Origin of the sequence: Pseudomonas koreensis (assembly GCF_012986595.1) — a bacterium.
Classification (GTDB): Bacteria; Pseudomonadota; Gammaproteobacteria; order Pseudomonadales; family Pseudomonadaceae; genus Aquipseudomonas; species Aquipseudomonas koreensis.
Genome location: NZ_JAAQYM010000009.1, coordinates 254,633 through 273,251, shown reverse-complemented (window position 1 = coordinate 273,251; position 18,619 = coordinate 254,633). Strand labels below are relative to the sequence as shown.

18 protein-coding genes are annotated in these 18,619 nt (G+C 61.5%); 5 read left to right on the top strand and 13 right to left on the bottom strand.

What is annotated here, in order from left to right:
• Nucleotides 1-38: 38 nt before the first annotated feature.
• Nucleotides 39-761, bottom strand: a complete 723-nt coding sequence (pgeF, locus tag HBN98_RS26755) for a peptidoglycan editing factor PgeF (RefSeq protein ID WP_083367886.1) — start codon at nt 759-761, stop codon at nt 39-41.
• Complete coding sequence (rluD, locus tag HBN98_RS26750) at nt 758-1,720, bottom strand: 23S rRNA pseudouridine(1911/1915/1917) synthase RluD (protein ID WP_007963852.1); 963 nt, start codon at nt 1,718-1,720, stop codon at nt 758-760. Before rluD ends, pgeF begins: the two co-directional genes overlap by 4 nt.
• Nucleotides 1,721-1,871: 151 nt before the next feature.
• Here rluD and HBN98_RS26745 point away from each other — a divergent pair, with 151 nt between their 5' ends.
• The 4 genes from HBN98_RS26745 to HBN98_RS26730 all read left to right on the top strand — a co-directional run bounded on the left by HBN98_RS26745 (nt 1,872) and on the right by HBN98_RS26730 (nt 6,173).
• Complete coding sequence (locus HBN98_RS26745) at nt 1,872-2,891, top strand: outer membrane protein assembly factor BamD (protein WP_083367885.1); 1,020 nt, start codon at nt 1,872-1,874, stop codon at nt 2,889-2,891.
• 126 nt (nt 2,892-3,017) lie between these two features.
• Entirely contained in the window at nt 3,018-3,251 is a 234-nt protein-coding gene (locus HBN98_RS26740) for a PP0621 family protein (RefSeq protein WP_082920358.1), read from the top strand.
• Nucleotides 3,241-4,830: an ATP-binding protein gene (locus HBN98_RS26735; RefSeq protein WP_083367884.1), complete on the top strand. Its 1,590-nt coding sequence runs from the start codon at nt 3,241-3,243 to the stop codon at nt 4,828-4,830. The genes HBN98_RS26740 and HBN98_RS26735 overlap by 11 nt, the downstream gene beginning before the upstream one ends.
• The gene (locus HBN98_RS26730; protein WP_083367883.1) at nt 4,827-6,173 is read left to right on the top strand and encodes a sigma-54-dependent transcriptional regulator; all 1,347 of its coding nucleotides are present in this window, start codon (nt 4,827-4,829) and stop codon (nt 6,171-6,173) included. Before HBN98_RS26735 ends, HBN98_RS26730 begins: the two co-directional genes overlap by 4 nt.
• A 90-nt stretch (nt 6,174-6,263) precedes the next feature.
• Here the strand turns inward: HBN98_RS26730 and thiO are convergent, their stop codons facing one another.
• From thiO to HBN98_RS26695, 7 genes are read right to left on the bottom strand one after another with little or no spacing between them, the layout of a single operon-like run.
• Entirely contained in the window at nt 6,264-7,364 is a 1,101-nt protein-coding gene (gene thiO, locus HBN98_RS26725) for a glycine oxidase ThiO (RefSeq protein WP_083367882.1), read from the bottom strand.
• A gap of 58 nt (nt 7,365-7,422) precedes the next feature.
• Nucleotides 7,423-7,824, bottom strand: coding sequence for a type IV pilin protein (locus tag HBN98_RS26720; protein ID WP_064589246.1), 402 nt, complete (start codon nt 7,822-7,824; stop codon nt 7,423-7,425).
• Between the two features lie 15 nt (nt 7,825-7,839).
• On the bottom strand, nt 7,840-10,923 hold the full coding sequence (locus HBN98_RS26715; protein WP_083367881.1) for a pilus assembly protein: 3,084 nt from the start codon (nt 10,921-10,923) through the stop codon (nt 7,840-7,842).
• Entirely contained in the window at nt 10,910-11,389 is a 480-nt protein-coding gene (locus tag HBN98_RS26710) for a pilus assembly PilX family protein (RefSeq protein WP_083367880.1), read from the bottom strand. Before HBN98_RS26710 ends, HBN98_RS26715 begins: the two co-directional genes overlap by 14 nt.
• An 11-nt stretch (nt 11,390-11,400) precedes the next feature.
• Nucleotides 11,401-12,114 carry a PilW family protein gene (locus tag HBN98_RS26705; RefSeq protein ID WP_083367879.1) on the bottom strand — a complete coding sequence of 238 codons (714 nt, stop codon included), beginning with the start codon at nt 12,112-12,114 and terminating at the stop codon, nt 11,401-11,403.
• Nucleotides 12,111-12,560: a type IV pilus modification protein PilV gene (gene pilV / locus HBN98_RS26700; RefSeq protein WP_083367878.1), complete on the bottom strand. Its 450-nt coding sequence runs from the start codon at nt 12,558-12,560 to the stop codon at nt 12,111-12,113. Before pilV ends, HBN98_RS26705 begins: the two co-directional genes overlap by 4 nt.
• Nucleotides 12,557-13,030: a GspH/FimT family pseudopilin gene (locus tag HBN98_RS26695; protein WP_064589251.1), complete on the bottom strand. Its 474-nt coding sequence runs from the start codon at nt 13,028-13,030 to the stop codon at nt 12,557-12,559. Before HBN98_RS26695 ends, pilV begins: the two co-directional genes overlap by 4 nt.
• Before the next feature lie 130 nt (nt 13,031-13,160).
• On the opposite strand from HBN98_RS26695, the gene HBN98_RS26690 reads away from it, so the two are divergent.
• A complete protein-coding gene (locus tag HBN98_RS26690; protein ID WP_083367877.1) occupies nt 13,161-13,730 on the top strand; it encodes a GspH/FimT family pseudopilin in 570 nt (189 codons plus the stop codon).
• Here the strand turns inward: HBN98_RS26690 and ispH are convergent.
• The 4 genes from ispH to ileS form a co-directional block, all read right to left on the bottom strand.
• Entirely contained in the window at nt 13,687-14,631 is a 945-nt protein-coding gene (gene ispH / locus HBN98_RS26685) for a 4-hydroxy-3-methylbut-2-enyl diphosphate reductase (protein ID WP_083367876.1), read from the bottom strand. The genes HBN98_RS26690 and ispH overlap by 44 nt on opposite strands.
• A gap of 201 nt (nt 14,632-14,832) precedes the next feature.
• Nucleotides 14,833-15,270 (bottom strand): FKBP-type peptidyl-prolyl cis-trans isomerase, encoded by a 438-nt coding sequence (gene fkpB / locus HBN98_RS26680; protein WP_169843368.1) that lies wholly within the window; start codon nt 15,268-15,270, stop codon nt 14,833-14,835.
• A 7-nt stretch (nt 15,271-15,277) separates the two neighbouring features.
• Nucleotides 15,278-15,790, bottom strand: a complete 513-nt coding sequence (gene lspA, locus HBN98_RS26675; RefSeq protein WP_064589254.1) for a signal peptidase II — start codon at nt 15,788-15,790, stop codon at nt 15,278-15,280.
• Nucleotides 15,783-18,614: an isoleucine--tRNA ligase gene (gene ileS, locus HBN98_RS26670; protein WP_083367875.1), complete on the bottom strand. Its 2,832-nt coding sequence runs from the start codon at nt 18,612-18,614 to the stop codon at nt 15,783-15,785. The genes lspA and ileS overlap by 8 nt, the downstream gene beginning before the upstream one ends.
• Nucleotides 18,615-18,619: the final 5 nt, after the last annotated feature.

Genomic DNA, 18,619 nt, shown 5'->3' with positions numbered 1-18,619 from the left:
GATTCAAGCGTCAGAGAGTTGATTCAGGTCAGGCAAGTCTAGCGGGTGAGCCAAACGAGGGAGGCAAAGCGACCGGTGCGCGACGCACGGCGGTAAGAAAAGAAGCGCGGATCGTTCACGGTACAGAAACCGCCGCCATAAACCGCAGTGACACCTCGCTCAGCCAGACGCAGGCGCGCCAGCAGGTAGATGTCGGCCATGAACTTGCCAGCATTGTGGCTTGGGACGAAGGCTGATGCCGCCTCGGGGAGTTGATTGACGAAGACTTCACGTACTTCCGGGCCGACCTCAAACGCTGTCGGGCCGATGGCCGGGCCGAGCCAGACCAGCACGTCCGCCGGAGCGGTATCGAGATGATCGAGGGTAGCTTCAAGCACACCCGCCGCCAACCCGCGCCAACCGGCATGAGCCGCCGCCACGCGCGTGCCGGCACGATCACAGAACAATGCTGGCAGGCAATCAGCGGTCATGGCCGCGCAGGCAATACCCGGAGTGTCCGTCCAACTGGCGTCGGCGGTGGCAACCACAGCAGGATCAGCGTGGGCCACGACGATCCCGTGCACTTGCTGCAACCAGGCAGGCTTGATCGAGAAGTGATCGGTCAGACGCCGGCGATTCTCGGTAACGGCCTCTGGGCGATCATCGACATGATCGCCGAGGTTGAGGCTGTCGAACGGCGCCTCGCTGACACCCCCCTCGCGGGTGGTGACGCAAGCCCTGACGCTGGCCGGCGCAGGCCAGTCCGGCGTCAGCCAGTTCATCCGACGAATGCCTCGCGATCCTGCTTGAGCAGGGTCAGCAGCCAGACGAAATCTTCCGGCAGCGGCGATTCCCAGCTCATGCGCTCACCGGTGGTCGGATGATCCAGCTCGAGGAAACGCGCGTGCAGGGCCTGACGCGGGAAGTGCTTGAGCGACTCGACCATGGTCGGGTTCGCGGCAGGCGGAATGCGGAAACGACCGCCGTACGCCGGGTCGCCGACCAACGGAAAGTTGATGTGCGACATGTGCACACGGATCTGGTGGGTACGACCGGTTTCCAGTTTGACCCGCACATGAGTGTGCGAACGGAACCGCTCCAGCACGCGGTAGTGGCTGACGGCCGGCTTGCCGCCTTCCATCACCGCCATGCGCTGGCGCTGCTGGCCGTGACGGCCGATCGGGGCGTTGATCTTGCCACCGGCCGTCACCACGCCGATCACGATGCACTCGTAGATCCGGCTTACGCTGCGGCTTTGCAGTTGGGCAACCAGTTTGGTCTGCGCCTGAATGGTCTTGGCCACCACCATCAGACCGGTGGTGTCCTTGTCCAGGCGATGCACGATACCGGCGCGCGGGACATTGATGATGTCCGGCACGTGGTGCAGCAAGGCGTTGAGCAAGGTGCCATCGGCATGGCCGGCAGCCGGGTGCACCACCAGGCCCGCAGGCTTGTTGATGACCAGGATGTCGTCGTCTTCGTAGACGATGTCGAGCTCGATGTCCTGGGCGATCCATTCGCCCTGGGCTTCCTGCTCGGCAGTCAGCTCAAGGATGGCACCGCCGTGCACGATGTCGCGGGGGCGGATGACCGCTCCGTCCACAGTCAGGCGACCTTCTTTGATCCAGGCGGAAAGGCGCGAGCGTGAGTGCTCAGCGAAGAGTTGGGCGGCGACTTGATCGAGGCGTTGGCCGCCCAAATCGGACGGCACCTCTGCGCGAAGTTCAATTTTATCGGACATGCTCTGACTGGGCGTCGGCACAGCCTTTGGTTTCGGCTGCGCGCTTGTGGTTAAATACGGCGTCTTTTGCCCCGAGGCTTTTCAACGGGGCGCTCATCATAACAGGACGGCCCCGCCCAAGACAGCGGCCGTCATAGGGACGCAAGCCGCCATGCAAGTGAAACACCTGCTGCTGATCGCCATCCTCGCATTGACCGCTGCTTGCTCATCGAAGGAAGTCGTCGACGAAAACCTGAGCGAAGCCGAGCTGTACCAGCAGGCTCAGACCGACCTGGACAACAACAGCTATACCAGTGCCACGGCCAAGCTGAAGGCTCTGGAGTCGCGCTATCCGTTCGGTCGCTACGCGGATCAGGCACAGCTTGAACTGATTTATGCCAACTATAAAAACGCCGAGCCGGAAGCTGCCAAGTCCGCCGCCGAGCGTTTTATCCGTTTGCATCCACAGCACCCGAACGTGGACTACGCCTACTACCTCAAGGGCCTGACCTCGTTCGACCAGGACGTCGGTCTGCTGGCGCGCTTCCTGCCGCTGGACATGACCAAGCGTGATCCGGGCGCTGCCCGCGACTCGTACAACGAGTTCGCCCAGCTGACCAGCCGCTACCCGACCAGCCGCTACGCGCCGGACGCCAAGCAGCGCATGATCTACCTGCGCAACCTGCTGGCTGCCTACGAAATCCACGTGGCCGACTACTACCTGACTCGTCAGGCGTACGTGGCTGCCGCCAACCGTGGCCGTTACGTGGTGGAAAACTTCCAGGAAACCCCATCGGTCGGCGACGGCCTGGCGGTGATGACCGAGGCTTACCAGCGTCTGCACCTGGACGACCTGGCCGCCACCAGTCTGGAAACCCTGAAACTCAACTACCCGAACCACCCGAGCCTCAAGGATGGCCAGTTCGTGCCATCGGTTGCCGAAGCCGACAACCGCTCGTTCCTGAGCAAGGCGACCCTGGGCCTGATCGAATCGCGTCCACCGCTGCCGCCGGGAGAAACCCGCGCCAACCAGGACGTGCAGAAGCAGTTCCAGGACGCGAAAGACGCGATCCCGAACGAGCTCAAGCCTAAAGACGACAATGGCGACGTGATCGAAGAAGAACACGAAGCCACCGGCAACAACGACGACCGCTCGTGGTTCAGCTACATGACCTTCGGCGTGTTCGACTGATCACACCGGCTGTCCAAAAAAGGGAGATCTGCGGATCTCCCTTTTTCATGCCTGCGCGTTAATAGTCTGTGCGCTTGCCGGCTCCTTGGCTAAACTGCCGAATCATTAGCCGAAAAGCCGCCCATCATGCTTCGTTTATTGTTCTGGATTGTCCTGATTTTCGCTGCGGTATGGCTGTGGCGTAAATTCAAGGCGCCCGCCTCGTCTGCCCAAGCGCCCCGCGAGCAGGACGCCGCGCCGATGGTGCGTTGCGCCCATTGTGGCGTGCACCTGCCGCGCGATCGCGCGCTGAACCTTCAGCAACAGTGGTATTGCAGCCAGGCTCACCTCGAGCAAGGCCCAGGCTCCAGTGATCGCTGAGGCCGACAACGCCGACAGCAAACAGGCTCAGCGTCTGCTGCGCCTTTATCATCTCTACCGTTTAAGCGTCGGCATCACGCTGGTGCTGTTGATCTCCAGCAACATGGACAACCGCTTGCTGACGTCGGCCGACGACGACCTGCTGCGCAGCGGCAGTTGGCTGTATCTGGTGCTGAACATCCTGCTGGTGGTGTTTCTGGAAAACACCCGCCGCCCGGCGCAGCTGTTCAGCCTGGCGCTGGTGGATGTCCTGCTGCTGTGCGGTTTGTTCTACGCGGCGGGCGGGGTCGCCAGCGCCATCGGCAACCTGCTGATTGTCTCCGTGGCGATCAGCAACACCTTGCTGCGGCGGCGCATCGGCCTGCTGATTGCCGCCATCGGCGCCCTCGGCATTGTCGGTTCAAGTTTCCTGCTGGGTTTCAGCCACCCCCTGAGCGCCAATGATTACCTGCAGGCCGGCACCCTCGGCGCCTTGTGCTTTGCCGCATCGTGGCTGGTCCAGGGCCTGGTCCGGCGTCTGGAAGTCAGCGAGCACCTCGCCGAACAGCGCGCCAGCGAAGTCATCAGCCTCGAAGCCCTCAACGCCCTGATTCTGCAACGCATGCGCACCGGCATCCTGGTGCTCGACGAACAGCGCCGGGTGCAACTGGCCAACCACAGCGCGAAAAGCCTGCTGGCCCAGTCGCACCTTGAAGGGCATTTGATCGACGACTATTCCAAGCCGCTGGTCGATCGCCTGCAGTTGTGGCTGAACAACCCGACCCTACGCCCGCAAAGCCTGAAGATTCCCGGCAACGGCCTGGAGCTGCAACCGAACTTCATCGCCCTTGAACAAAGCCCCAACCAGCAAACCCTGGTGTTTCTTGAAGATCTGGCGCAAGTCGCCCAGCAAGCCCAGCAGCTCAAACTGGCCGCGCTCGGGCGCCTGACCGCCGGGATTTCCCATGAAATCCGCAATCCGCTGGGCGCCATCAGTCATGCCGCGCAGCTATTGGCGGAGTCCGAGGAACTCGATAGCGCTGATCGGCGTCTGACGCAGATCATTCAAGACCACTCCCAGCGCATGAACCGAGTCATCGAAAACGTCCTGCAATTGTCACGTCGCCAGCAGAGCGCTCCGCAACGGCTGGATCTCAAGCCGTGGCTGGAACAGTTCGTCGCCGAAAGCCGCGAACAGGCCACTGACCGGCAGTTGATTCATTTGCGGATCAATTCCGGGGACTTCATCACGCTGATGGACCCTGACCAACTCACACAGATTCTCGACAACCTGTTACGCAATGGCTGGCGCCACAGCGCGCTGCTGCATGATCCCGCCGAAGTCTGGCTGGTGCTGATCATCGATCCTGACAGCCAGTTGGCGGTGCTCGAAGTCCAGGACAACGGCCCCGGCGTGCCGGTGGATCAACAACCGCATCTGTTCGAACCCTTCTTCACCACCAGCAGCCAGGGCACCGGCCTTGGGCTTTATCTGTCCCGTGAGCTGTGCGAAAGCAACCAGGCGCGCCTAGACTTCAAACCACGCCAAGGCGGCGGCTGCTTTCGCATCACCTTTGCTCACGGACGGAAACAAAGTTGAACACGAGCCCACGGCAAAAAATCCTCATCGTCGACGACGAACCGGATATCCGCGAACTCCTGGAAATCACCCTGGGACGGATGAAACTCGACACCTTCAGCGCGCGTAACCTCGGTGAGGCCCAGGCGCTGTTGCAGCGCAATGCGTTCGACCTGTGCCTGACCGACATGCGCCTGCCGGACGGCACGGGGCTGGAACTGGTGCAGTTCATCCAGCAACGTTATCCACAACTGCCGGTGGCGATGATCACCGCCTACGGCAGCCTGGAAACCGCGATCAACGCCTTGAAAGCCGGGGCCTTCGACTTCCTCACCAAACCGGTCGATCTCACCCGCCTGCGCGAACTGGTCAACACCGCACTGCGCATGCCTGCCGCCGGCGGGAGCGTCACGTCGATCGACCGGCGACTGTTGGGTGACTCGCAACCGATGCGCACGCTGCGCAAACAAATCGACAAGCTCGCCCGCAGTCAGGCCCCGGTCTATATCAGCGGTGAGTCGGGCAGCGGCAAAGAGCTGGTCGCGCGGCTGATTCACGAACAGGGGCCACGCGCCCATCAGCCGTTCGTGCCGGTCAACTGCGGGGCGATTCCGTCGGAACTGATGGAAAGCGAGTTTTTCGGCCACCGCAAGGGCAGTTTCACCGGCGCGGTAGACGATAAACCTGGGCTGTTTCAGGCCGCGCAAGGCGGCACCCTGTTTCTCGATGAAGTGGCGGACCTGCCGCTGTCGATGCAGGTCAAACTGCTGCGGGCCATTCAGGAAAAAGCCGTGCGCAGTATTGGCGGCCAGCAGGAAACCGTGGTCGATGTGCGCATTCTCTGTGCCACCCACAAGGACCTCGAAGCGGAAGTCGCCGCCGGGCGCTTTCGCCAGGATCTGTATTACCGCTTGAACGTGATCGAACTGCGGGTGCCGTCTCTGCGCGAACGGCGCGACGACATCGAAGCGCTGGCTACGCACATGCTCCAGCGTCTGGCCAGCGGTAGCGGCCAGACCGCTGCGCGCCTGCATCCGCAAGCGCTTGAAGCACTGAAGCGCTACCGCTTTCCGGGCAATGTACGGGAACTGGAGAACGTCCTCGAACGGGCGCACACGCTGTGCGAAAACCAGTTGATCGAGGCTGAGGATTTGCGTCTGAGCGAAGGGCATGGCGCGGTCGAGGGCGGCATCGCCGACCTGACGCAGATCGACAACCTTGAGGACTATCTGGAGAACGTCGAGCGCAAATTGATCCTGCAGGCGCTGGAGGAAACCCGCTGGAACCGCACGGCGGCGGCGCAACGCTTGAGTCTGTCGTTTCGGTCGATGCGCTATCGACTGAAGAAGTTGGGACTGGATTAGCCCCTAAAAGATCGCAGCCTTCGGCAGCTCCTACATTGGAATGCGTTCCCTGTAGGAGTTGCCGAAGGCTGCGATCTTTTGATCCTGACTCTAAATCCGGCCTTCAGGCGCATACGGCGCCGGATCAATAATCGGCGCACGCCCCAGCATCACATCGGCAAACAACTGACACGACGCTGGCGCCAGCACCAGCCCGTTGCGGTAATGCCCGCAGTTCAGCCACAAGCCGTCAACACCCGGGACCCGCCCGATGTAGGGAATTCCCTCCGGCGAACCTGGACGCAAACCCGCCCAATGCCCCACCACTTCGGCCTCGGCCAGCGCCGGCAGCAGTTCGACGGCCGAAGCCTTGAGACTCTCCAGGGCCACATCGGTCGGGGTCTTGTCGAAACCTTCATGCTCCAGGGTGCTGCCGATCAGAATGTGCCCGTCGCGACGCGGAATCGCATAACGCCCCTTGGCCAGCACCATGCTCGGCAGGAAATCCGCCGCGCACTTGTAGAGAATCATCTGGCCTTTGACCGGCTCCACCGGCAGGGTCAGGTCCAGGGTCTTGAGCAGATCACCGCTCCACGCTCCGGCCGTCAGCACGACCTGATCGCCGCTGATCAGGCCCTTGGACGTCTCAACGCCCACCACCCGCGCCCCGTCACGCACAAACCCGCTGACCTCGCATTGCTCGTGAATAATCACATTCGGCAGCGCCAGCAACGCCGCTTTCAGCGACTTCACCAGTCGTGGGTTTCTGACGTTGGCCACATCGGCCATGTAGATCGCCCGCGAAAAACCTCCGCCCAGCACCGGGACCGCGTCGTGCGCCGCCGAGATATCCACAGCCCGCAACGGACGGTTTTCCCGCGCCGCCCAGGCCAGCGCTTCGGCTTCATCGTCCAGGTCCAGCCAGTACAGGCCGGTGGTGTGCACTTCGGGATCAACGCCGGTATCGGCAAACAGGCGCTCGCCCAGCTGTGGATAAAAATCCTGCGACCAATGCGCCAGCGCGGTGACTGCCGGGCTATAGCGCCACGGGTACAGCGGGGAAACGATGCCGCCACCGGCCCAGGACGATTCCTGGCCAACATTCGAGCGATCCAGCAGCACCACGCTGCGCACTTCGGAGGCGAGGTTGTAGGCGGTCAGCAGGCCAATCACCCCGCCACCGACAATCACCACTTGCTGTTGCCTGGTCATGTTTGATCCAACCGTAAAAAAGACAGTGGGCGCAAAAAGGCGCCCTTAAGAAGGTACCTCAGCGGCCCCAGCAATCCTTGGTGGTCAGCCCGGTGGTAGCGTTGTTCATGCTTCTGACGCCGGTATTGGTCAGGGTGAAGTCCCCGCACTTGTCGGTCGCCATGGCAGTGCCAGCCTTGCGGGTGGCAGTCAGCAGGAAGGTCTGGTCGGCAATGGTCGGGGTGAGCGTGTAGAAGTCATTGCCCGTGCTCAGGCCGGTGATGCCGGTGTAGACGTTGTTCTTGGTATAGAAGCGTTCGAGGCTCTGCGCCTGCTCCGAGAGCAACGAGACCACCTCGGCGCGCCGGCCCTTTTTCAGGTATTCGGTGTAGCTCGGTGCGGCGATGGTGATGATGATCCCGATGATCGCAATCACGATCATGATTTCGATCAGGGTGAAGCCTCGGTTGAATCTGCGCATGCCTCAAACTCTCACTTACTGTATTTGCCGCCACATGATACGACGGCTGCCGCCGCCGGATTTTTCCACCAGCGTGGTAACGGTGCCACTGGAATCGTTGACGATCTTGCGCGTGGCGCCGTTGACGATGGCGTTCAGGGTCGGAATGCCGCCGGTGAACACCACGCCGCTGGAGATCGTGTCGTTGCTGTCGACCACGCCATCGGCGTTGGTGTCGAGCACCGCGTAGTTGAGCATCTTACCGCTGAACGCATCGAGTTCGACCAGTTTGCCGGTACCGAAACTGGCGCACGGGTCCGTGGTGTCGACACTGGCGGTGGTAAACACGATGCGCCCGAGCACCAGGCTGGCCTGATTGATCACCCGTTCACCGGTCAGCACGTTGTTGTACACCAAGGGCAGGTACCAACCCTTCTCCCCCGGATAAGTCGTGTCGTTCTGGCTGGTGGTGATGAACTGTCCGGTGCTGCCGGAGAACACCCCGGTCACGGCTTGCGCCTGCAAACTGCTGACCGTCAGTTGTCCGGAACCACCATCGGCATCCCACACCGAATAAAACGCCTGCAAATCCTTGTTGGTCTTGTCGGCGGTCTCGTTGAATTTGCCGGTGCCGAAAAAAACCTGTTTGCCCCCCAGTGAATTGTCCGCCAGCAGCGGCTGCGCAGTGATCGGCTGGGTTGTCCCGCCCGCCGCGGTGAACAACGGCTTGCCGGAAAACGCCACGCCCCAACTGTCAGTGGTGGTCGCGCTCAGATCGAATTTCCACAAACGCCCTTTCAAATCTCCGCCGTAAGCGGCCTGCACCACGTTCGAAGAGTTGACCTTGAGCTTCACCGACGACAGGCCATTGGTGGTTTCGCTGCTGTCGATCACGATTTTCTTGATCAGTGAACCGTCACGCACATCCAGCACATACAAAGCCGCCACTCCGGAGTTGCTGCCATAGCCATTGGCGATGAACGCCGCCCAGCGACCATCGGCCAAGCGTGCCACTTCCGGCCGGGCATAGGCGTAACCCAGATCATTAAAGGCGTTGGCGGTGTTCGCTGTGGCAGGTGCACTGACTTCCCACAGGGCATTGAGAATATTACCTGCGGACGCATCGAACAGTTGCAGCGCGTAGAAGGTCTTGCCGCCGGCGCCGGTGCCGCCAATGGCTACGGTTTTCCAGGCACTGTTGAACTGAAGGTCGTAAACCCCGACCTGACCGTCCACCAGAAACTTGTGGCTGACGCCATTGATGTACGCCGGGTCGGCAATCAGCCGCAGCGACGGCAACACGCTGGACGGCATGTAGGCGTAGCGCCGGGTGCCGTTGGCCGAGTTGATGACGTTGACGAAACCGTCGTTGGCATTCACCACCAGATTGGCGTTCATGTTCGCCGCTTTGGTGGTCAGGTACGTGGTGTAGGTAGTGTCGCCCGACAGGTCAGAGGCGGTTTTATCGCTGGGCGAGGCCAGCACCAGCGGCGAGTTGATGATGTCGCCGAGCAATACGCTGCGTACCTTCAGCCCGGTCTTGTTGGTGCCCTTGCTCCACTCCACCAGATCGTTGCCGCTGATGCCGCTGGGCAGACTCTGGCTGAGCGTGGCCTGCTGGGCGGCGGAAAAGTTGCCGTAGGCCAGGGTCACAGCGGCGTTGCTGGTGGTGTTCCACGATTGATAGGTCGGTGCGGTCGCGCCCGGAACGATAGTGGTGTCGGTGGTCCACAAGGCCGCCGCGGTATTCACCGCGCCGGCCGAGGTGAAGCCAAAGGACTTGATCGTGCCGCGCCAGTCCTTGGGGTCGTAGCTGGTCTGGAAATAACTGGTGCCACTGGCCAGCGTGGTGCCGCTGGTGACGCCGCTGCCTCCGGAGCCTGCCTTGGACGTGATGTCGCTCAACGCCGAGGACAGCGCGGCATTGAGGCCGGCACTGTCGGTTGCCTGATAATAACGGCCCTGCCCGTAACTGGCCGAATCCGAGAGCATGTCATTGTCGGCAGTGAAACCCACGGTGTAGGTGTTCATGTTCTGCTTGGGAAAATCCACGGCATTCCAGCTTTTGCCGGCGGCGTCAGTCCCTGTCGAACGCATGTCGATGTCGAAGGCAAACTTGGCGATGTCATCCAGATACAGCGTGTCACCCTCGTTATCGCCATTGAGGTTGTTGCCGTCATTGTTGATGCCGTCCCAGTTCGGCAAGCGACTACCGCCCAGCGGGTCGTTGCTCGGGAAGGTGCGATCGTAAGTCGGCAGACCGTCGGTGATCACCACGCCATAGTTTTTCTGGCAGCGGTACTGGATCGGACTGGTGTAGGTCGTCGGCGTGCTGTTGTAGTACGGCGCCATGCCGCGCATGTAGCGGGTGATTTCGTAATAGGTTTCTGCCAGCGGCGTGTTGGCCACGGCGCTCAAGCCGTTGATCGATGAAATCAGCGCGTTGTAGTTGGTATCGGCCTGGGCCTGGGTCACGCTGCCGGAGACCGGCGCCAGGTCGCTGATGGCGCGGGCGATGTATCCACCATTCCCCGGGTTGTTGTTGGTCACCGGGTTGAACGTCGACAGGCCCATGCGCAAGGTACGGTTGCTGGTGACCAGTGCGGTGGACACATTGCGCGCCACGTTGATCCGGTAGTCGTTGGGGATTGCGCCGGTGGTGAAGTCGCGCGTGCCATTGTTGATCGCCAGCCCGACCACATAGGCGATGTAATCACCCGTGTAGCGGGTGTTGCCGCCGCCCACTGGGTCCGGCAGCTTCAGGCACAACGGCGCGACGCTGTTGTTGTAGAACGCAAAGGCGCCACCGGAACACCCGGAGGTCGGCAGGTTCGAGAGAAATACCGGATCGCCAGTGATCGCCGTCGAACTCAGGCACAGCCCGAGCAACGCGTTACATTGCCGGGCCGGGGTGCGTGTGACGGTCGGATCGAATCCCGCTGCGTAAATGATGCTGTTCATGCTGCCGGAATCGTCGATCAACAACATCACGTTGGGCGGCACCGCCGCAGCGCTCAACAGTGGTGAATCGGACGGCGTGAACGCATACGCCGGCGCCGCCAGATACAGGCTCAGCAGCATGCCGGCCAACAACGCCCAGCAGCGCTTAATACTTCGCATAGACACTCTCCACCACGCTGCGCGAAGTGCCGGCGATACCGACCGCAGTCACTCGATACAGGGTCGCCGACGTGTTGCTCGGCACATTCACCGCCGTCAGGGTGGTGCCGATGTTCTGCACACCATAAAAGCCGTTACCGGCAGCGATCCACGTTACCCCTGAAGTCGAATTGAGCCCCGCCGCGCTGACCACCGAGGACTCCGCCGGCGGCGCACATTGTGTAGTGCTGGCACACACGGCCAGCGAATAACCCTCGAGCTGCACCGCACTTTCGCCGATGCGCAACGCTGCTTCGGCAGTCTGGAACGACTGATTGCGCAAGCTGACACTGCCGGCCATTTTTTCCTGCAGGTTGGCGCTCTGCATCGATGACAGCCCAACCAATGTCAGCAATAACAGGAACACCAGGCTGACCAGCAGCACCATGCCGCGCTGGGTTTGCCTCTGCTGCAAAGAAATCCTCATCGACCCGGCCCTCATTGCAAGCGGTTGCGCAACGCGGCAACCACGTTGAAGGTTTGATTGGCCACCCGGTTGTTCGGGTCGGTGAGGGTCAGGCTCAAGCGCACACTGCGGATGCGCGCCGGGTCGCTGGGGTTGGCACTGTAGGAGGACGCCGCGACATCGGTGGCAGACGTCGCCAGACCGAACATCACGCTGAAGGCACTGACGTTGTTCACCAGCACCTGCTGGGTCGGGGTGCCGCTGCCCGTGCCCATAAGGATCTGGTTGTTGCTGAAGCTGTAGATCAGGCGGCGGATCGGAAAGGCGATCTGCCCGCTGGCAGCGGCGCGCAACCCGGTATACGCCGTGGCGCTGTTGCGGCAATCGGAGACCACCGTCCAGGTCGGCGTGCCGCCATTGCCGCCGACGTCGGCGGTGACCAGGGTCAGCTTGAGGTTGCTGTTGTCCCAACTGATCGGGGTGATCTGTGCTGCGTTGAAATCCCCTGCGGAACTCGCGTCGGTAATGCTGCCGAGGCAGCCGAACATGCCAACCATGCGCAGCTCCTGAATCATTTTGCTCAGGACAAAACGGGCGTCTTCCTGCATTGCCGCCGCCGTGTTCTGGCTGACGTAAGTGTTTTTCGCGGCAAGGAACGTCTGCACTACCCCGAGTACGATGATCAGCCCGATCGCCAAAGCGATGAGCATTTCGATCAGGCCAAAGCCACGATTGGAGTGCTTCATGGCGTGGCCACCGGATCGACCGTGGCACGGCTGGTCAGGACGAAGCTGCGCGTGGTGCCGGTGGCATTCGCGGCCCGTGAGTCATTCCAGTTGATGGTGATGGTGTACACCCGCTGGTTCAGGCTGATCGTGCCGGTGGCCGTCGGCCCGCCGAAATTGACGATGTTGGTGCTGAAGTCGTACAGGTCCTGATCGCGGGCAACGCTGAGGTTGCCCGAAGTCGGCGGCGTAATCGTGTAATCGGCGGCGGCGTTGGCGCGGATGCGGTCCATCATGTCGTAGGCGATGAAGCTCGCCTGGCTGGTCATCCGCGAACTGTCGGTGTACTTCAGCGCATTGAGTTGCACGGCTGCCGCGCCCAATATGCCGACGGTCAGAATCAGCAACGCGACCAACACCTCGATCAGCGACATGCCCTCCTGTGCCTGTTTACTCCCTGCCCTCATCCGCAACTTCCACCCGATTGAATTCGTCCGTTCAGACACACGTTCAGCGTCCTGCTTTGCGTTCCCAGCACATAACTGATGGTCACCGCCGTCGACGGGGCCGCCAGACCACCCAGATTATTGAAATCCAGTGCGGTCACTCCTGAGGGTAGCGTCAGAGTCGCGCCGCTGCTCATCGCTGGAACAACCCGCAATACATTGGCCGGAGTGCCAGTACTGTCGTAAACCGACAACTCGCCGGTCCACACACTGCCACCAGCGCTGGGCCGCAGCCGCGTGGTCACGCCGCGATTGATCGCCTCGAGCCGCGCATAGTTGATGGCGCGCTGCAGATCGCCCATTTCGGTATCGGCCTTGCTGCTCTGGATCGAACGGGTGAAGCCCGGCACCGCCAGGGTGATGAGAATCACCATCACGGCGACCGCGGCCAGCAACTCGGGCAGCGTGAAACCTTTTGTACGATGATCCATCGATGCCCTCCGTTGCCGTCGGCTATACCTGCCTCTACAAACTAGAACATTCAACCGGCCCGTGTCGGTTGATTTGCCCTGCCCGGCGCAAGGATTGCGTCGGGCCTCATGCTTCAGGGAGGAACTGCTCATGCCACAACAGGGTTTCAGTCTGATTGAATTGCTTATGGGACTGGCGATTGGCGCGATTGTTCTGGCGCTGGTCAGTCCGGCGTTTGCCGCCTTCAGCGAATCGACCCAGCGCGACCACGCGGCGCAGTCCTTGCTCGATGGCATTCGCAATGCCCGCACGCAGGCCATCACGCGCAATCAGAGCGTGGTGATTCACGGCATCAACAACGACTGGAGTCAGGGCTGGCGAATCATTCTGGATATCAGCGGCAAGGGGGCGCAGGACCGCGACAATCCGCTGCTGCAGGAGCAGGCGAATGACGGGCGGATACCGATTGTCGGCAATTGGGCGGTCAGTCGTTACGTGCGCTTCAGCAGTCTGGGGCAACCGCTGATGCCCGGGCGGGCGTTTCAGGCAGGGACGTTACATCTGTGTTCGGCACGCGAGCCGGTCAGCCAGCTCCAGGTGGTGCTGGCGGCGACCGGTCGAGTGCGCCTGACCCGAAAAAAAACCGCGCAGGCGCTGTGCGAGAAAGCGAAAAACGTTAAATCGAGCGAACGCGCAGTTCTTTCGGCATCGAGAACGTGATGTTCTCTTCGCGCCCGGCCAGTTCGTCGGCACCGGTCGCGCCCCACGCCTGCAGTTGCTGGATCACGCCGCGCACCAGCACTTCAGGCGCGGAGGCACCGGCGGTGATGCCGATCCGCTCGACGCCATCGAACCAGCTCTTCTGCAGATCCTCGGCGCCGTCGATCAGGTAGGCCGGCGTGGCCATGCGTTCGGCCAGCTCACGCAGGCGATTGGAGTTGGAGCTGTTCGGGCTGCCCACCACCAGCACCACATCGCATTCGTCAGCCAATTGCTTGACCGCGTCCTGACGGTTTTGTGTGGCGTAGCAGATGTCGTCCTTGCGCGGGCCACCGATGGCCGGGAAACGTGTGCGCAGGGCATCGATCACCCGACTGGTGTCGTCCATGGACAGCGTGGTCTGGGTCACGAACGCCAGTTTTTCCGGGTTACGCACTTGCAGTTCAGCCACGTCTTTTTCGTCTTCGACGAGGTAGATCGCGCCGCCGTTACTGCCGTCGTACTGGCCCATGGTGCCTTCGACTTCCGGGTGACCGGCGTGGCCGATCAGGATGCACTCACGGCCGTCGCGGCTGTATTTCGCGACTTCGATGTGCACCTTGGTCACCAGCGGGCAGGTGGCGTCGAACACTTTCAGGCCACGGCCGGCGGCTTCATTGCGTACGGCTTGGGAAACGCCGTGGGCACTGAAGATCACGATGACGTCATCCGGCACCTGATCCAGTTCCTCGACGAAGATCGCGCCACGATTGCGCAGGTCTTCGACGACAAACTTGTTGTGCACCACTTCGTGACGCACGTAGATCGGCGGCCCGAAGACTTCCAGGGCGCGGTTGACGATTTCGATCGCCCGGTCCACGCCGGCGCAGAAGCCACGGGGGTTGGCGAGTTTGATTTGCATGCTGTGCCTCGTGTCTTACGCGCAAGAAATAACGAAAACGGTGGGAGCGAGCCCTGTGGCGAGGGGATTTATCCCCGATGGGTGCGAAGCGCCCCCGATCCCGTCCCTGCGATTCTGAATGGATCCGCGGTATCAGGTATTGGGGGTGCTTCGCACCCCATCGGGGATAAATCCCCTCACCACAAAGGCTCCCGTGTACTTTTACAGCGCTTTGACGTTGATGATTTCGACGTCAAAGGTCAGCGTCTTGCCGGCCAGCGGGTGGTTGAAGTCGATGGTCACTTGCGCGTCGTCGAACTCTTTCACCACACCCGGCAGCTCAGTATTGGCCGCATCGTTGAAGATCACCAGCAACCCCGGCGACAGCTCCATGTCGACGAACTGCGACCGCGGGATGATCTGCACGTTTTGCGGGTTCGGCTGGCCGAAGGCGTTTTCCGGCTCGACGGTCAGCGTGCGCTTGTCGCCGGCCTTGAAACCGAACAGTGCCGCTTCGAAACCCGGCAGCAGGTTGCCGTCGCCGACCTTGAAGGTGGCTGGGGCTTTGTCGAAGGTGCTGTCGACCGTGTCGCCGTTCTCCAGGCGCAATGCGAAGTGCAAGGTGACTTCCGTGTTCTGACCGATGCGTTGCTCAGCCAATACCTGTTCAGTCATGAACGGCTTCTCCGGTTTTCTTCGGTTTGAACATATCCAGTGCCAGCATAATCGCGCCAACGGTAATGGCGCTGTCGGCGAAGTTGAACGCCGGGAAGTACCAGCGGTTCTGCCAGTGCACCAGGATGAAGTCGATCACATGGCCCAGGGCAATACGGTCATACAGATTGCCCAGCGCACCGCCCAGCACCAGTGCCAGTGCGACAGCCAGCCAGGTATCGTTGCGCCCCAGACGCTTGAGCCAGACCACCAGCACCGCACTGACCACAATCGCGATCAGGGCGAACAGCCAGCGCTGCCAGCCGGAGCTGTCAGCCAGGAAGCTGAATGCCGCGCCGGTGTTGTAAGCCAGGGTCCAGCTGAAGTAATCGGGAATGATCACGATCTGCTGGAACATTTCGAGCTTGTTTTCGAAGTAGAACTTGCTGGCCTGGTCAATGACCAAAACCAGCAAACTCAACCAGAGCCAGCTCAGCCGTCCGAAACGGCCAACGGAATCAGGCATAGTGACGAACCTCACCGGCGCCGCTGATGTTGTCGACACAACGACCGCAGATTTCCGGATGCTCCGGGTTCACGCCGACGTCTTCACGGCAGTGCCAGCAACGGGCGCATTTCGGGAAGGCCGATTTGACGATCTTCAGTTTCAGGCCGCTGACTTCAGTGGCGACCGCGTCGGCAGGTGCCTGAACGAACGGCGCAACGCTGGCGGTCGAGGTGATCAAGACAAAGCGCAGTTCGTTGCTCAGCTTGGCCAGGTCGGCGCTCAGCGCGTCTTCGGCGAACAGCGTGACTTCGGCCTGCAGGTTGCCACCGACGGCTTTGGCCGCGCGCTGGATTTCCATCTCTTTGTTGACCGCAACCTTCACTTCCATGATGCGATCCCAGTACGCGCGACCCAGCTCGAAGCCTTCCGGCAGTTCGGTCAGACCTTCGTACCAGGTGTTGAGCATCACCGACTCGTTACGCTCGCCCGGCAGGTACTGCCACAGCTCGTCGGCGGTGAACGCCAGGATCGGGGCGATCCAGCGCACCAGCGCTTCGGAGATGTGGAACAGCGCGGTCTGGCACGAGCGACGGGCCTTGCTGTCGGCGCCGGTGGTGTACTGGCGGTCCTTGATGATGTCGAGGTAGAAACCACCCAGCTCCTGCACGCAGAAGTTGTGGATCTTCGAGTAGACGTTCCAGAAACGGTATTCGCCGTAATGCTCTTGCAACTCGCGTTGCAGCAGCAGCGTACGGTCAACGGCCCAGCGATCCAGCGCCAGCATGTCTTCAGCCGGCAGCAGGTCGCTGGCCGGGTTGAAACCTGTCAGGTTGGAAAGCAGGAAGCGTGCAGTGTTACGGATGCGGCGATAGGCGTCCGCGCTGCGTTGCAGGATCTGCTCGGACACGGCCATTTCGCCGGAGTAGTCGGTCGAAGCGACCCACAGACGCATGATGTCGGCGCCCAGGGTGTCGTTGACTTTCTGCGGCGCGATCACGTTGCCCAGCGACTTGGACATCTTGCGGCCGGACTCGTCGACGGTGAAGCCGTGGGTCAGCAGCTCGCGGTACGGCGCGTGGTTGTCGATGGCGCAGCCGGTCAACAGCGACGAATGGAACCAGCCGCGGTGCTGGTCGGAACCTTCCAGGTACAGGTCAGCACGCGGGCCGCTCTCGTGGCCCATCGGGTGCGAACCGCGCAGCACGTGCCAGTGGGTGGTGCCCGAGTCGAACCAGACGTCGAGGGTGTCGCTGATCTTGTCGTACTGCGGCGCTTCGTCGCCCAGCAGTTCGGCGGCGTCGAGCTTGAACCAGGCTTCGATACCTTCAACTTCAACGCGCTTGGCGACTTCTTCCATCAGTTCGACGGTGCGTGGGTGCAGTTCGCCGCTTTCCTTGTTCAGGAAGAACGGGATCGGCACGCCCCAGTTGCGCTGGCGGGAGATACACCAGTCCGGACGGTTGGCGATCATCGAGTGCAGGCGCGCCTGGCCCCAGGCCGGAACGAACTTGGTGTCTTCGATGGCTTTGAGCGAGCGCACACGCAGGGTGTCGCCGCTGACCGGCTCTTTGTCCATGCCGATGAACCACTGCGCGGTGGCGCGGTAGATCAGCGGAGTCTTGTGGCGCCAGCAGTGCATGTAGCTGTGTTCGATGACCGTGGTGTGCATCAGCGCACCGACTTCGGTCAGCTTGTCGACGATGGCCGGGTTGGCTTTCCAGATGAACTGGCCGCCGAAGAATTCCAGCGACGGCACATAAACGCCGTTGCTTTGCACCGGGTTGAGGATGTCGTCGTTGACCATGCCGTATTTCTTGCAGGTCACGAAGTCGTCCACACCGTAGGCCGGGGCGGAGTGAACCACGCCGGTGCCAGCGCCCAGTTCGACGTAGTCAGCCAGATACACTGGCGACAGACGGTCGTAGAACGGGTGACGGAAGTTGATCAGTTCCAGTTCTTTACCGGTGGTGGTCGCGATGACCGAGCCTTCGACGCCATAGCGCGCCAGGCAGGCCTCAACCAGCTCTTCTGCCAGCACCAGTAGCTTGTCGCCGATATCAACCAGCGCGTAGTTAAATTCCGGGTGAACGTTCAGTGCCTGGTTGGCCGGGATGGTCCACGGGGTGGTGGTCCAGATCACGATCGAGGCAGGCTTGCTCAGCGACGGCAGACCGAACGCGGCAGCCAGTTTGGCTTCATCAGCGATCGGGAAGGCCACGTCGATGGTCGAGGACTTCTTGTTCTCGTACTCGACTTCCGCTTCGGCCAGGGCCGAACCGCAGTCGAAGCACCAGTTCACTGGCTTGAGGCCCTTGAACACGAAACCGCCCTTGACGATTTCGGCGAGGGCACGGATTTCACCGGCCTCGTTCTTGAAGTCCATGGTCTTGTACGGGTTGGCGAAGTCGCCCAGCACGCCGAGGCGGATGAACTCGGTCTTCTGCCCTTCGATCTGCTCGGTGGCGTAGGCACGGCACAGCTCGCGGGTCTTGTCCGCGCCCAGGTTCTTGCCGTGGGTCACTTCAACCTTGTGCTCGATCGGCAGGCCGTGGCAGTCCCAACCCGGAACATACGGCGCGTCGAAACCCGACAAGGTCTTCGAGCGGATGATCATGTCCTTGAGAATCTTGTTCAGTGCGTGACCGATGTGGATCGTGCCGTTGGCGTACGGAGGGCCGTCGTGCAGGACGAACTTCGGACGATCCTTGCCAATCTCGCGCAACTTTCCGTACAGGCCAATACTGTCCCAGCGCTGCAGGATCTGCGGTTCGCGCTGTGGCAGGCCGGCCTTCATTGGGAAGGCGGTGTCCGGAAGGTTTAGCGTGGCTTTATAGTCGGTCATTTAAG